Source organism: Streptomyces sp. NPDC002851 (genome assembly GCF_053591935.1).
The window spans coordinates 52584-66934 of record NZ_JBSFUT010000007.1; the positions used below are offsets into that span (position 1 = coordinate 52584).

Here is a 14351-nt window from a genome sequence, read left to right on the forward strand (position 1 = left end):
ATCGGCACAGTCGGGAAGGGGCGGGGCCAGGAAAAGAAACGTCCCGCCCGGCCGACCACAACAGGCCGACCGGAGCGGGACGTTGAGCTCAGGTGAGCGTCAGGCGCGGCTCAGCTCAGGCTGGCGAGGGCCTGGTTGAGCGTGGCGGACGGGCGCATCACGGCCTCCGCCTTGGCCGGGTCCGGCTGGTAGTAGCCGCCGATGTCGGCCGGGGAGCCCTGGACCGCGAGCAGTTCGCCCGCGATGGTCTCCTCCTGCTCGGTGAGCGTCTTGGCGAGCGGCGCGAACGCCTCCGCGAGCTTGGCGTCGTCGGTCTGCTTGGCCAGCTCCTGGGCCCAGTACAGGGCCAGGTAGAAGTGGCTGCCGCGGTTGTCGATGCTGCCGAGCTTGCGGGCCGGGCCCTTGTTCTCGTTGAGCAGCGTGCCGGTGGCGCGGTCGAGGGTGTCGGCCAGGACCTGGGCGCGGGCGTTGCCGGTGGACTGCGCGAGGTGCTCGAAGCTCGCGGAGAGCGCGAAGAACTCGCCGAGGCTGTCCCAGCGCAGGTAGTTCTCCTTGACGAGCTGCTGCACGTGCTTCGGCGCGGAGCCACCGGCACCGGTCTCGAAGAGGCCGCCGCCCGCCATCAGCGGAACGATGGAGAGCATCTTGGCGCTGGTGCCGAGCTCGAGGATCGGGAACAGGTCGGTGAGGTAGTCACGGAGCACGTTGCCGGTGACGGAGATGGTGTCCTCGCCGCGGCGGATGCGCTCCAGGGAGTACTTGGTGGCCTCGACCGGAGCGAGGATCTCGATCGTGAGGCCCTCGGTGTCGTGCTCCGGCAGGTACTGCTTGACCTTCTCGATCAGCTGCGCGTCGTGCGCGCGGGTCTCGTCGAGCCAGAACACGGCCGGGGCGCCGGTGGCGCGGGCGCGGGTGACGGCCAGCTTGACCCAGTCGCGGATCGGCTCGTCCTTGGTCTGGCACATCCGGAAGATGTCGCCCGGCTCGACGGCCTGCTCGAGCAGTACGTTGCCCTGGTCGTCGACGGCGCGGACGGTGCCCGCGGCGGCGATCTCGAAGGTCTTGTCGTGGCTGCCGTACTCCTCGGCCTTCTTCGCCATCAGGCCGACGTTCGGCACCGAGCCCATGGTCGACGGGTCGAAGGCGCCGTTGGCGCGGCAGTCCTCGATGACGGCCTGGTAGACGCCGGAGTAGCTGCTGTCCGGGATGACCGCGAGGGCGTCCTGCTCCTGGTCGTCCTTGTTCCACATGTGGCCGGAGGTGCGGATCATGGCCGGCATGGAGGCGTCCACGATGACGTCGCTCGGCACGTGCAGGTTGGTGATGCCGCGGTGCGAGTCGACCATCGCCAGGTCCGGGCCCTCGGCCAGCTCGGCGTCGAAGGAGGCCTTGATCTCGGCGCCGTTCGGCAGCGCGTCGAGCCCGGCGAGGATGCCGCCGAGGCCGTCGTTGGCGGAGAGACCGGCGGCGGCCAGGGCCTCGCCGTACTGCTCGAAGGTCTTCGGGAAGAAGGCCCTCACGGTGTGGCCGAAGATGATCGGGTCCGAGACCTTCATCATCGTGGCCTTGAGGTGCACGGAGAAAAGCACGCCCTCGGCCTTGGCACGGGCGACCTGCTCGCTGAGGAAGGTGCGCAGCGCGGCGGCGCGCATCACGGCGGCGTCGACGACCTCACCGGCGAGTACGGGTACGGACTCGCGCAGCACGGCGGTGCTGCCGTCGGCCGCGACCAGCTCGATACGGAACGAACCGTCCCGCTCGACGACCGTCGACTTCTCGGTGGACCGGAAGTCGTTGGCACCCATCGTGGCCACATTGGTCTTGGACTCGGGGGTCCAGGCGCCCATGCGGTGCGGGTGGTTCTTGGCGTAGTTCTTCACCGAGGCGGGGGCGCGGCGGTCGGAGTTGCCCTCGCGCAGGACCGGGTTGACGGCGGAGCCCTTGACCTTGTCGTAGCGGGCGCGGATGTCGCGCTCCTCGTCGGTCTTCGGGTCGTCCGGGTAGTCCGGCAGCGCGTAGCCCTGCTCGCGCAGCTCGGCGACGGCGGCCTTCAGCTGCGGGATGGACGCCGAGATGTTCGGCAGCTTGATGATGTTGGCGCCGGGCGTCTTGGCCAGCTCACCGAGCTCGGCGAGGGCGTCGGGGACGCGCTGCCCCTCCTTCAGGTACTCGGGGAAGTGGGCGAGGATCCGTCCGGCGAGGGAGATGTCACGCGTCTCCACGGCCACCCCGGCGGTCCTGGCGTACGCCTCGACCACTGGCAGGAAGGAGTACGTCGCCAGGGCCGGGGCCTCGTCGGTGTGCGTGTAGATGATGGTCGAGTCAGTCACCGGGTGCTCCGCTCCACGTCTGGACTCTGCAAACTCTGCAACATTGCTCGACATCAAGATACCTGCCCGTATACGCACGGGGGTCCGGGGGCGGCAGCCTGCCCCCGGACCCGGTGTTTCCTGAGCTCTCAGAACCCGGCAGGCTCCGTATAAGCCCCCCACTCGTCCCGCAGCACCCCGCAGATCTCCCCGAGCGTGGCCTCGGCCCGCACCGCGTCCAGCATGGACGGAATCATGTTCCCGCCGCCCCGAGCCACCGCGAGCATCGCGTCGAGAGCGGCCCGCACCCGCCCCTCGTCACGCCCGTCCTTACGGGAGCCCAGCACCCGCACCTGCTCCCGCTCCACCTCATGACTGACCCGCAGTATCTCCAGGTCACCGGTGACGGACGGGGTGTGGACATTGACGCCCACGACCCTCTTGTCCCCCTTCTCCAGAGCCTGCTGGTACCGGAACGCGGACTCCGCGATCTCGCCCGTGAACCACCCGTCCTCGATCCCGCGCAGAATCCCGGAGGTCACCGGCCCAATGGGGTGCCGCCCATCCGGATGCGCCCGCAGCCCCCGCTCCTTGATCCGCTCGAAGATCTTCTCGGCGTCGGCCTCGATCCGGTCGGTGAGCTGCTCGATGTACCAGGACCCACCCAGCGGATCCGCGACGTTCCCGACCCCGGTCTCCTCCATCAGCACCTGCTGCGTACGGAGAGCGATCTCCGCGGCCTGCTCGCTCGGCAGTGCGAGGGTCTCGTCCAGGGCGTTCGTGTGCAGCGAGTTCGTCCCGCCAAGCACCGCTGCCAGCGCCTCCACCGCCGTCCGTACGACGTTGTTGTACGGCTGCTGCGCGGTCAGGGACACCCCCGCGGTCTGGGTGTGGAACCGCAGCCACTGCGCCTTCTCGCTCTTCGCCCCGTACACATCCCGCATCCACCGGGCCCAGATCCGCCGCGCGGCACGGAATTTGGCGATCTCCTCGAAGAAATCGACATGCGCGTCGAAGAAGAACGAAAGCCCCGGAGCGAAGACATCCACGTCGAGGCCCCGGCTGAGCCCCAGCTCCACATACCCGAACCCGTCCGCGAGCGTGTACGCGAGCTCCTGCGCGGCGGTCGCCCCCGCCTCACGGATGTGGTAGCCGGACACGGACAGCGGCTTGTACGCCGGGATGTCACGGGCGCAGTGCTCCATGAGATCCCCGATGAGGCGCAGATGCGGCTCGGGCTGGAAGAGCCACTCCTTCTGCGCGATGTACTCCTTGAAGATGTCGGTCTGCAGCGTGCCGTTGAGCACGGCCGGGTCGACGCCCTGCCGCTCGGCGGCGACCAGATACATGCAGAAGATCGGCACGGCGGGCCCGGAGATCGTCATCGAGGTGGTGACGTCACCGAGCGGAATGTCCTTGAACAGGATCTCCATGTCGGCCGCGGAGTCGATGGCGACGCCGCAGTGCCCGACCTCGCCGAGCGAACGGGGATCGTCGGAGTCGCGGCCCATGAGGGTCGGCATGTCGAAGGCCACGCTCAGGCCCCCACCGCCGTTGGCCAGGATCATCTTGTACCGCTCGTTCGTCTGCTCGGCGTTGCCGAACCCGGCGAACTGGCGGATGGTCCAGGTCCGGCCGCGGTAGCCGGTCGCGTAAAGGCCCCGCGTGAAGGGGAATTCGCCGGGCCATCCGATCCGCTCGAACCCCTCGTACGTATCCCCGGGCCGGGGCCCGTAGACCGGCTCGACCGGGTCGCCGGAGAGCGTGGTGAAGTCCGCCTCGCGCGTGCGCGCGGCGTCGTAACGGGCCTGCCAGCGACGGCGGCCCTCAGCGATGGCGTCAGCGTCCATACAATCGAATTTACTAGGACGTCCTAGTAACTGTCGATGGCAGACCGCCGCGCATTCGCCGCGCGGCGGTGTTCGACCCGGTGGCGCTACGCCTTGGCGGGTGCCGCCGTACCGTCCGTGACCAGCGGTTCCAGCTCGCGGCTGAGCTTGCGCTCGACGATGAACGCGGCGGTCGGAATGGTCCCGGCGACGAGCACCCAGAGTTGACGGCCGACCGGCATCTTGGCCTTGGACCCGAGGTCGAAGGCGAAGATCAGGTACAAGACGTAGAGCCAGCCGTGGGCGATGCCGACGATGCGCGTGAAGTCCGCCGCGCCGTCCATGCTCAGGAGGTACTTGGCGATCACGCCGAGGGTCAGCAGGACCAGGAGTACGCCGGTGACGTACGCCATGACGCGGTAGCGGGTCAGCACGCTTCGTTTCATGCCCACGAGCGTAACGGCCCACAACGGGCGATCTTCGGGCGCCCTCCAGCGAGGTCTCTGCTGCCCTACGACTCTTCGAAATCGTGCGCCGCCACCCGCAGCGGCCGCAGCATCGCGAAGATCTCCGCGCACTCCTCGGCGTCGTACGCACCGAGGCCGAAGTCCATGGCCATCAGGTCGCGGGTCGCCGCGTCGACCACCTCGCGACCCTTGTCCGTGATGCTGGCGAGCGTGCCGCGGCCGTCGTTGGGGTTGGGGCGCTTGGCGACCAGCCCCGACTTGACCAGGCGGTCCACGGTGTTGGTCACCGACGTGGGGTGCACCATGAGCCGCTCGCCGATCTTCGACATGGGCAGCTCACCGGCCTTGGAGAAGGTGAGCAGCACCAGCGCCTCGTACCGCGCGAAGGTGAGCCCGTACGGCTTGACCACCGCGTCGACCTCGGCGAGCAGGATCTGGTGGGCGCGCATGATCGAGGTGATCGCGGCCATGGACGGCACGGATCCCCAGCGCTGTTTCCAGAGTTCGTCGGCTCGGGCGATGGGGTCGAAGGGAAGGCTCAGCGGCTTCGGCACGCACTCGACCCTACCGCGCGGTCATATGGCGGTCAGCCCTGTCTCGGAGTTCGGTCGAGGTGGTTCCGAGGTGCTTTCCGAAGCGCTTTCCGAGGTTCTTTCCGAGGTGCTTTCCGAGGTGCTTTCCGAAGGCCGGGCCGTGGCCCTCTCCGCGGCCCGTGCGGACCGGCGCACCTCCACGCAGAGCGCGACCGAGCAGACGGTCCCGAGCGCCCCGGCCCCGGCGACCGCGTGCTGCACCGGTACGAGTTCCGCGGCGAGCCCGGCGAGCGCCATGCCGATGCCTTGCACCGTCATCAGGCCCGCCGACATCAGCGTCATCGCGCGCCCCTTCAGCTCCTCGGGCACCGCCGCCACGAACCATTGGTCGAGCCCGATGACGTACGCCCCCGAGATCCCGGCGAGCACGAGGACGGCGACCGTCACCGCGAACCCGGGCGTGACCGCGTACCCGACAAGCGGCAGCAGCCCCGCCCCGGCGAGCGGCAGGACCAGGCGCTCGCGCCCGCGCGCGCTCAGCGCGGAACCCGCGTACAGCTCGGCGGCGATATGACCGACCGGCATCGCGCACATCATCAGGCCGAGCGCCGCGGGCCCGGCCCCGATCCGGTCCGCGTACGGCGCGGCCAGGGCCTCCGGCGCGACCACGAACCCGGTCGGCACCCAGAACAGCAGGATCAGGGCGCGCAGCCGCCGGTCCCCGAACACCTGCCGCGCCCCGGCCAGCGAGTCCCGCAGGACCGCTTCGCCGCCATCGCCCATCGACGTACGCGCGGGCCGGGCGCGGGTGCCGAGGCGCAGCAGCGCCGCAGAGAGCAGGAAGGTGACGAGCGTGACGGTGATCGCGCCGCGCGGCCCGACGGCGGCGAGCAGCAGTCCGCCCGCGCCGAACCCGGCGAGCACCGCGCTCTGCGAGACGATCCGCAGCAGCGAACGCCCCAGGACGTATGCGTCGCCGTCGCCGAGGATGTCGGTGAGCGCCGCCATCCGCGTCCCGGTGAAGACCGGCGCGATGGCGGCGATGACACAGCGCAGCGCGAGCAGCCCGCCGACGGGGGTGCCGGGCAGCACCATCACGGCCACGCACGCGGCGCACACCAGGTCGCAGCCGACGAGCACCCGCCGGGCCGGATACCGGTCGGCGACCGAGGCGAAGAGCGTCCCGCCGACCAGATACGGCAGAAAGCCGAGGGCGAACGTGAGGGCGCTGAGCAACGGCGAGCCGGTGAGGTCGTATACGAGCACGGTGAGCGCGATCTCGGCCACGACGACGCCGAGCAGCGAGAGCAGATGGGCGGCGAACACGGCACGGAACTCGGCGACGCGGAACACGGCGGCGTAGCCGGTGCGCGGCGGCGCTTGGGTGGAGGTGGGCATGGAGAGGAGGGTTGCCGCGGCCGGGCTCCGGTTCCAGACTTTCGTCTCTGACCGAATGCAATGAGCCCGTCCGGCGTTTGAGGACGAGCGCGTTCAGCGCGAAAAGGGGGTCTGGGGGCGAAGCCCCCAGGTGCGGCAACCGAGCCGACGGGGCGGATACGGCATGACGGAAGAGGGGGCAACGTGCCACTGCGATTGCACTTCGGCGAAGCCGACCTCCTGCGCTGCCGGTTCGCGATCTCGCCGCTCTGGGAGACCCAGCAGGCGGTGCGGCTGCTTGCCACGCCGGAGCACCACGGCTACCACCTGCCCTGGCTGCGCCGGATCCGCGCGGCCGCGGCGGGTCTCGATCTGGCGCCGCTGTGGTTACTGATGCCGCGCCACGGGCACGGCTCGGACGTCATCTGCCCGCCGCCTGCGGCCCCTTCGGTGCCGTTCGAGGAGGAGCTTGCGGTGGTGCGGGCCACCCCGCCCGAGGTCGCGGCCCGCGACTTCGAGCTGTCCCTGGCGTCGCGCCCCGGTGGTCCGGAGTCGGCGGCGGGACGGGCGCTGCTCGCGGATCCGGCGCGCGGGGTGCGGGAGTTGGCGGATCTCCTTGAGCGGGCCTGGCGGGCCCTGGTCGAGCCGGACTGGCCGCGCGTACGGGCGCTGCTCGAGGCCGATGTCGCGTACCACTCGCGGAAGTTGGCCGAGGTCGGCTTCGGGAGTCTGCTCGGGATGCTGAGTCCGCGGCTGACCTGGGCGGACTCGACGCTTACGGTGACGGGCTCGCACGGTGACTTCGGGCGCAGCCTGGACGGGCGCGGCCTGGTCCTGATGCCGTCCGTGTTCACCTGGCCGGACATCGTCAGCGGTCAGGAAGAGCCGTGGCAGCCCGCGTTGATCTACCCGGTGCGCGGCATCGGCGGCCTGTGGACCGAGCCGGGAGCGGACACCCCACGGGCGCTCGCGCGGCTGCTCGGCCGGGGCCGTGCGGAGGTTCTGTGCGCGCTCGACGAACCGGCCGGCACGACAGCACTCGCGGAGCGGCTCGGGCTCGCCCCGTCCTCCGTATCGGCGCATCTGTCGGCGCTGCGGGATGCGGGGTTGCTGGTCTCCCGGCGGTACGGGCATCAGGTCCTGTACGAGCGGACGCCGCTCGGCATCGCCCTGGCGACGGGCGGCACGAGCTGAGAACCCCGGTTCCTGTGGGCCGATCTCACGGTGCTCACGGCGCTCACGGTGTGTTACCCGAAGCACCGTATGCCTGTTATGTAACGATTGCCCGATCCCGCTGCGTGCCGTCGTCCAAGGGGGCCGGATGCCCGCCCACCACACCGTCCGTACAAGCCGCCGCCGGGTGGCCGAAGCCGCCCTCGCCGCGCTCACCGTGCTCGCGTTCAGCTTCGGGTGCTCCGACGACTCCGATTCCCCGTCCGGGGAGAGGAAGGACGCGGGCATGGTCGAGGGTCCCTCGAAGGGCCCCGCCGGCAAGTCGCCGTTCTGGGTGGACCCGAAGAGCCCGGCCGCCCTCCAGGTCAAGGAGTGGGAGGCGGAGGGCCGTTCCTCGGATGCCCAGGTACTCCGCCGGATCGCGGACCAGCCGATGGCCATCTGGCCCCCCGGTGACGATCCCGGCCCGGCGATCAAGAAGGCCACCAAGGGCGCCGCGGCCCAGAACCGGACGGCGGTCCTGACCGCGTACAACATCCCGCACCGCGACTGCGGCCAGCACTCGGCGGGCGGAGCGAAGAGCGTGGAGGCCTACCGGAAGTGGATCGGCGCCTTCGCGGACAACATCGAGGACAACAAGGCGCTCGTCATCCTGGAGCCGGACGCCATCCCGCACCTCATGGACGGCTGCACCCAGGCCGAGTACGCGGGCGAGCGCAACCAGTTGATCTCCGAGGCGATCGACCGCCTGAAGAAGCAGCCGAACGTCAAGGTCTATCTGGACGCGGGCCACTCGGCCTGGATCAAGGACCGCGGCAAGCTGGCCCAGGCGCTGTGGAAGGCGGGCATCGCCCGCGCCGACGGCTTCGCCCTGAACGTCTCCAACTTCCAGACCGACGCGGACACCAAGGCGTACGGCCGTGATCTCTCGCGGATCCTGAACGGCAAGCACTTCGTGATGGACACCGGCCGCAACGGCAACGGCCCCGCGCCCGGCGGCGACCAGGAGGCCTGGTGCAACCCGCCGGGCCGCGCCCTCGGCGCCCGGCCGACCACGAAGACCGGGGACAAGCTGGTCGACGCGTACCTGTGGATCAAGCGGCCCGGCGAGTCCGACGGCACCTGCCGGGGCGGCCCGCAGGCCGGGAAGTGGTGGCCGGAGTACGCGCTCGACCTCGCCCGCAACACGAAGAGCTGAGGACGCCTCAGGCACCGGATCAGGCACCCGACAGGCTGACAGGCTGGGCAGGCTCTACTCCGCCGCCTCGGACACGGCCTCGGAAACCGACACCGCGGGCGCCGGAGTCCGCGCCGAGGTCCGCGCCGGCTTCTGTGCGCGGGCCGCCCGGGCCGGTACGCGGCGCCGCGCCGGGGTCCGGGACCTGCGCCGGGCCCGCAGCTCCACGTACCCCACCCGGCTCCGGACCGGGGTCCGTACCTTCCGGCGCTCGCGCAGCTCCCCGTAGCCCCAAATCGTCATCGGCGCCAGGGAGATCAGGAGCGCGAGGATCGCCCAGGTCCGCATCGCCACATGGGCGTGGTCGAGGATCAGCGAGGTCGTCAACGAGACGGCGAGCAGGGCCGCCCAGGAGAGGTGCAGCCGGAAGGTCAGCAGCCGGTCGGGGCTGGCGTCGTTGCCCTTGGGCGTGACCACGAAGCGGCTGGGCCGCCGAAGCAGCGCCTCGCCGAGCGACTTGAGGTAGATCGGCGCCGAGAGCGCGGACATCGCCATGCCCGCCAGGCCGCCGGAGCCCTCCGGCTCGTGCGGTGAGACGTTGTGGCGCCGGTTCCAGAGGTAGAGGGCGATCTGGAGGGCCGCGGTGTCGCTGTAGAGCATCAGCCAGATCGAGGCGGCGACCTGGGTGCCGGAAGCGCCGAAGCAGAGGAAGAGCGAGCAGCTGAGGATGCCGAGCATCCAGTTGACGGCCGTCATCGGGTAGTAGACGAGCATCAGCGAGTAGTTGAAGAGCCTGCCGGGCGGCATCCGGAACGGTGCCTTGACGTACTGCTTGAGCAGGGTCTCGTAGGTCCCGCGCGACCAGCGCAGCTGCTGCGTGAAGAAGTCGGTCCAGGAGGCCGGGCCTTCGCCGACGGCGAGCACGTCGGGGGTGTAGACGGACCGCCAGTGCGTGCCGGTCGCCGGGTTCTTGCGGCGGTGCAGTTCGAAGCCGGTGGCCATGTCCTCGGTGATCGAGTCGTAGAGCCCGCCGATCTGCTTGACCGCGCGGATGCGTACGGCGTTGTTGGTGCCGACGAACATGGGGGCGCGGTAGCGGTTTCCGGCCCGCTGGATCAGCGCGTGGAAGAGGAACTGCTGGGACTCGGCGGCCTTGGTGACGGCGCTGTCGTAGTTGCCGTAGACCTGCGGTCCGACGACGAAGGCGACGTCGGGGTCGCGGAAGTAGCCGAGCATCCGCTCAAGGAAGTTGGGGAGCGGGACGTGGTCGGTGTCGACGGAGGCGAAGAAGTCGTAGGCGTCGCCGTGCATCGCGAGCCAGGCGTTGTAGTTGCCGTGCTTGGTCTTGGCCTTGTGGACGCCGGAGGGGCGGTTCCACTCGGGGACACCCTTGCGGGTGAAGTGGCGGACGCCGAGTTCGGCGCAGAGGGCCTTGGCGGCGGGGTCGTCGCCCTCGTCGAGGAGCCAGACGTCGAGCGGGCCGTTGTGCCGGAGGGCCATGGCGCCCTCGAGGGTGCCGCGGACCATGGATATGGGTTCCTTGCCGGGCACGTATGTGGTGATGAAGGCGACTCTGGTGCCGGGTTCGGGTGGTACGGGCACGGGGTCGCGGGCGACCATCGTCGCGTGGGCTATGGAGACGACGTTGACGAGCATGAACAGCTCGATCAGGGCGATGGCTATGAGCATCGTCACGTCGAGGGCGAGGAGCCAGCTCTCGGCGCCCTCGCGCTCGGTCCAGTGGGTCGGCCACACCAGGTAGAGCAGGAGTACGCCGGTGAGCACCGGGGCCAGGACCATCAGGAGCAGGGCGCGTATTCGGTGCGGCTCGCGGGACAAGAGCCTGGCGTACTGCACTCGGTAGGGCTCTGGCCCGGGGTCGGTGAGCGGCCCCGCGAGCCGGCTGTGGGTTTCGTAGTCGTAGCCCTCCGGCCGCACGGCGCCTCCCACTGATCGAACGAGTCAGTACGCCCACGAAAGTGGACATACCGGACTGTGTCGAACGGGGGGCGTCCAACTGAGGGAATTTTCGCTCAACAGGGTTCGGGCGCTGGCGCTACGACGCCAAGTGCTGTTCCACCGTTGCCACCTTGGAGCTCAGACCGTCCGTGACGCCCGGTCGGATGTCGGCCTTGAGGACCACCGAGACGCGCGGCGCGCGCTCCTCGACCACCGCGACCGCCCGCTTCACCACGGCCATGACCTCGTCCCACTCGCCCTCGATGGACGTGAACATGGCGTCGGTACGGTTCGGCAGGCCGGACTCGCGGACCACGCGCACCGCGTCGGCGACGTACTCCCCCACGTCCTCGCCGACCCCGAGCGGCGTCACCGAGAACGCGACGATCACGCGACCACGTCCTCACGGCGCGCTCGCGAAGCGATCACCGCGGCCTCCGCCGCACGCTTGAGCTTCCGCTCCGCGAAGAACCCGCCCGTCGGCAGGACGGACAGGACGAAGTACAGGGCCGCCGTCTTCCGGTCCCACTTGGTGCGGTTCCAGGCGTCCAGCCAGAAGAGCACGTACAGGATGAAGAGCACGCCGTGGATCGTGCCCATCACCGGGACGGCGTTGAACTCCGTGGTGCGCTTGAGCACCGAGCAGACGAGCAACAGCAGGAAGGACACGGCCTCCGGCGACGAGACGAGCCGGAGGCGGCGGAGGGCGGAGGCGGTCTTGATGTCCACGCGGGCGGCACCTTCGATATCAGGGAGCAAGGACCCCGTCAACGTATCGGGGCCTCTTCAGGGTACGGATCGTCCTTTGGGCCGGTGTCGGGGGGCGGGGCACTGCGGCTAACGTCACCCCGTGGCAACGTTCCGACTGCAAGGCAGCAAGGTGCTCGCCGTCGACCTGGCCGGCGACGCCGTGAAGGCGAAGAACGGCTCGATGGTCGCCTACGACGGCGACATGGCGTTCAAGAAGATGTCCGGCGGCGGCGAGGGCATCCGGGGCATGGTGACCCGGCGGCTCACCGGCGAGCAGCTGACGGTCATGGAGGTGAAGGGGCACGGCACGTGCTTCTTCGCCGACCGGGCGAGCGAGATCAACCTCGTCGAGCTGACCCAGGACAAGCTGTACGTCGAGGCCAGCAACCTGCTCTGCACCGACTCCGCGCTGCGCACCGGCACGACCTTCACCGGCCTGCGCGGCGCGAGCCAGGGCAACGGCCTGTTCACCACCACCATTGAGGGCACCGGCCGGGCCGCGCTCCTGTCGGACGGCCCCGCGGTCGTGCTCCGGGTCGCGCCGCAGTACCCGCTCACCGTGGACCCGGGCGCGTACATCGCGCACCAGGGCAATGTGAACCAGAGCTTCCAGTCCGGTGTGAACTTCCGCACGTTCATCGGCGAGGGCTCGGGCGAGGCCTTCCAGATCCGCTTCGAGGGCGATGGCCTCGTCTACGTACAGCCCAGCGAGCGCAACACCATCGGGGGCGAGATCTGATGCCGTTCCGCGAGATCAACGCGAAGATGGTCGAGGCGACCGTCAGCCCCGGGCAGCGGATGTTCAGCCAGCGCGGCGCGATGCTCGGCTACAAGGGCGAGGTGTCCTTCACGCCCAATATGCAGGGCGGCCAGGGCGGCGTGATGTCCATGATCGGGCGCCGGGTCGCGGGCGAGGCGGCGCCCCTGATGACGGTCGAGGGCAGCGGCACGGTGCTTTTCGGGCACGGCGGTCACCACATCCAGGTGATCAACCTCGCCGGGGACACGCTGTGCGTGGAGGCGGACCGCCTGCTCGCCTTCGACGGGACCCTGGAGCAGGGCACGATGTTCCTCGGCTCGCAGGGCGGGGTCATGGGCATGGTGCGCGGCCAGGTCACCGGGCAGGGCCTCTTCACGACCACCCTGAAGGGCCACGGCGCGGTGGCCGTGATGGCGCACGGCGGCGTCATCGAGCTGCCGATCACCCCACAGCGCCCGGTGCACGTCGACCCGCAGGCCTATGTCGCGCACCACGGTGATGTACGCAACAAGCTGTCCACGGCGCTCGGTTGGCGCGACATGGTGGGGCGCGGCTCCGGCGAGGCGTTCCAGCTGGAGCTCTCCGGCAGTGGCGCGGTGTACGTCCAGGCCTCGGAGGAGAAGCTGTGAGCACTCAGATGACCAGCGGGCCCCAGATCTTCGACCCGGTGTCGCTGCCGTCCGACGACAACGTCAACCCGTACACCTTCTGTGTGGAACTCAAGGGCAGCCAGTGGTTCCTGCAGAAGGGGAAGATGATCGCCTACTACGGGTCGATCGACTTCGCGGGGATCGGGCACGGGCGCCTCGACCGCCTGGTGCGTACGTCGTTCCACTCGCCGCTGCACGCGAGCGACTGGGTGGTGGCCGAGGGCAGCGGCAAGATGCTCCTCGCCGACCGGGCCTTCGACGTCAACTCCTATGACCTCGAGGACGGGAACCTGACCATTCGCTCCGGCAATCTGCTCGCTTTTCAGCCAACTCTCGCGTTGAAGCAGAGCATCGTTCCGGGGTTTCTCACGCTCATCGGCACGGGCAAATTCGTGGCCGCGAGCAACGGCGAGGTGGTCTTCATGGAGCCGCCGATCCGGGTCGATCCGCAGGCGCTCGTCGGCTGGGCGGACTGCCCCTCGCCGTGCCACCACTACGACCACGGGTACATGACCGGCGTCATGGGCGGCGTGCGGGCATTGACGGGGCTCGGCGGGGCCTCCGGCGAGGAGCACCAGTTCGAGTTCGTGGGGGCCGGTACGGTGCTGCTCCAGTCCTCCGAGGCGCTGATGCCCGAGCAGTCGACGGGGGAGACGCCGAGGCAGGATGGGGTACCCGGCGGCGGGAGCGGGCACGGTGGCTCGGGAGCACCGAGGCTTCCCGGCCAGCTGGGCGACCTCCAGCGTCGCTTCGGCCTGTGAGCGGTAACCTGCGGACTGTGACGGCGTTCGAACGTTCGACGTCACACTTCCTCCACACCCTCCCCCTGGTTCATCCCCTCATTCGTTCGCCATTCAACTTTCTTAGGTAGAATCGATATATGGAGACCGAGACGGCCACCCAATGGCTGACCGACGCAGAGCAGTGCGCCTGGCGTACGCACCTGGAGGTCAACAGACTCCTCACGTACCAAATGGAGAAGGACCTCCAGCCCTTCGGCCTGACCAACAACGACTACGAAATCCTCGTGAACCTCTCCGAGTCCGAGGGCCGACGGATGCGGATGAGCGACCTGGCGACGGCCACGCTCCAGTCCAAGAGCCGCCTCTCGCACCAGATCACGCGGATGGAGAACGCCGGTCTGGTGCGCCGCGAGAACTGCGAGTCGGACCGGCGCGGGCTGTACGCCGTCCTCACCGAGCACGGCATGGAGACCATGCAGAAGGTCGCGCCGCACCACGTGGCCTCCGTGCGCGAGCACTTCATCGACCGCATGGACCCGGATGCCCTGCAAGAGCTCCGGAAGATGCTGCAGCCGGTTGCCGAGCATCTGCGCGGGCAGCGCGGCAACCCGTGACCTCCGGCGC

General features: G+C 69.6%; 14 protein-coding genes. 6 read left to right on the forward strand and 8 right to left on the reverse strand.

Going from position 1 to position 14351, the window contains the following annotated elements; all coding sequences use genetic code 11:
- Positions 1 to 110 precede the first annotated feature (110 nt).
- From ACWD10_RS09930 to ACWD10_RS09950, 5 genes are all read right to left on the reverse strand, one after another.
- Complete coding sequence (locus ACWD10_RS09930) at positions 111 to 2330, reverse strand: NADP-dependent isocitrate dehydrogenase (protein WP_451088910.1); 2220 nt, start codon at positions 2328 to 2330, stop codon at positions 111 to 113.
- 128 nt (positions 2331 to 2458) lie between these two features.
- On the reverse strand, positions 2459 to 4159 hold the full coding sequence (locus ACWD10_RS09935) for an acyl-CoA mutase large subunit family protein (RefSeq protein ID WP_451088912.1): 1701 nt from the start codon (positions 4157 to 4159) through the stop codon (positions 2459 to 2461).
- Between the two features lie 86 nt (positions 4160 to 4245).
- Positions 4246 to 4584, reverse strand: coding sequence for a DUF3817 domain-containing protein (locus ACWD10_RS09940; protein WP_451088914.1), 339 nt, complete (start codon positions 4582 to 4584; stop codon positions 4246 to 4248).
- A gap of 65 nt (positions 4585 to 4649) precedes the next feature.
- Entirely contained in the window at positions 4650 to 5159 is a 510-nt protein-coding gene (locus tag ACWD10_RS09945) for a MarR family winged helix-turn-helix transcriptional regulator (protein WP_451088916.1), read from the reverse strand.
- Positions 5160 to 5180: 21 nt separating this feature from the next.
- Positions 5181 to 6536: an MFS transporter gene (locus ACWD10_RS09950; RefSeq protein ID WP_451088918.1), complete on the reverse strand. Its 1356-nt coding sequence runs from the start codon at positions 6534 to 6536 to the stop codon at positions 5181 to 5183.
- Positions 6537 to 6719: 183 nt separating this feature from the next.
- Between ACWD10_RS09950 and ACWD10_RS09955 the strand changes: the two genes are divergently transcribed.
- On the forward strand, positions 6720 to 7709 hold the full coding sequence (locus ACWD10_RS09955; RefSeq protein ID WP_451088920.1) for a DUF5937 family protein: 990 nt from the start codon (positions 6720 to 6722) through the stop codon (positions 7707 to 7709).
- Between the two features lie 127 nt (positions 7710 to 7836).
- Positions 7837 to 8886: a glycoside hydrolase family 6 protein gene (locus tag ACWD10_RS09960; protein WP_451088922.1), complete on the forward strand. Its 1050-nt coding sequence runs from the start codon at positions 7837 to 7839 to the stop codon at positions 8884 to 8886.
- A gap of 54 nt (positions 8887 to 8940) precedes the next feature.
- On the opposite strand, the gene ACWD10_RS09965 is transcribed toward ACWD10_RS09960, so the two are convergent.
- From ACWD10_RS09965 to ACWD10_RS09975, 3 genes are all read right to left on the reverse strand, one after another.
- Positions 8941 to 10803, reverse strand: coding sequence for a glycosyltransferase family 2 protein (locus tag ACWD10_RS09965; RefSeq protein WP_451088924.1), 1863 nt, complete (start codon positions 10801 to 10803; stop codon positions 8941 to 8943).
- Positions 10804 to 10921: 118 nt separating this feature from the next.
- Positions 10922 to 11215, reverse strand: a complete 294-nt coding sequence (locus tag ACWD10_RS09970; RefSeq protein ID WP_451088926.1) for an MTH1187 family thiamine-binding protein — start codon at positions 11213 to 11215, stop codon at positions 10922 to 10924.
- A complete protein-coding gene (locus tag ACWD10_RS09975; RefSeq protein WP_451088928.1) occupies positions 11212 to 11553 on the reverse strand; it encodes a DUF3817 domain-containing protein in 342 nt (113 codons plus the stop codon). The genes ACWD10_RS09970 and ACWD10_RS09975 overlap by 4 nt, the downstream gene beginning before the upstream one ends.
- A gap of 121 nt (positions 11554 to 11674) precedes the next feature.
- On the opposite strand from ACWD10_RS09975, the gene ACWD10_RS09980 reads away from it, so the two are divergent.
- From ACWD10_RS09980 to ACWD10_RS09995, 4 genes are all read left to right on the forward strand, one after another.
- A complete protein-coding gene (locus ACWD10_RS09980; RefSeq protein WP_451088930.1) occupies positions 11675 to 12313 on the forward strand; it encodes an AIM24 family protein in 639 nt (212 codons plus the stop codon).
- A complete protein-coding gene (locus ACWD10_RS09985; RefSeq protein WP_451088932.1) occupies positions 12313 to 12963 on the forward strand; it encodes an AIM24 family protein in 651 nt (216 codons plus the stop codon). Before ACWD10_RS09980 ends, ACWD10_RS09985 begins: the two co-directional genes overlap by 1 nt.
- A gap of 8 nt (positions 12964 to 12971) precedes the next feature.
- Positions 12972 to 13745 (forward strand): AIM24 family protein, encoded by a 774-nt coding sequence (locus ACWD10_RS09990; RefSeq protein WP_451089269.1) that lies wholly within the window; start codon positions 12972 to 12974, stop codon positions 13743 to 13745.
- Positions 13746 to 13864: 119 nt separating this feature from the next.
- Entirely contained in the window at positions 13865 to 14341 is a 477-nt protein-coding gene (locus tag ACWD10_RS09995; RefSeq protein ID WP_451088934.1) for a MarR family winged helix-turn-helix transcriptional regulator, read from the forward strand.
- The last annotated feature ends 10 nt before the right edge of the window (positions 14342 to 14351 follow it).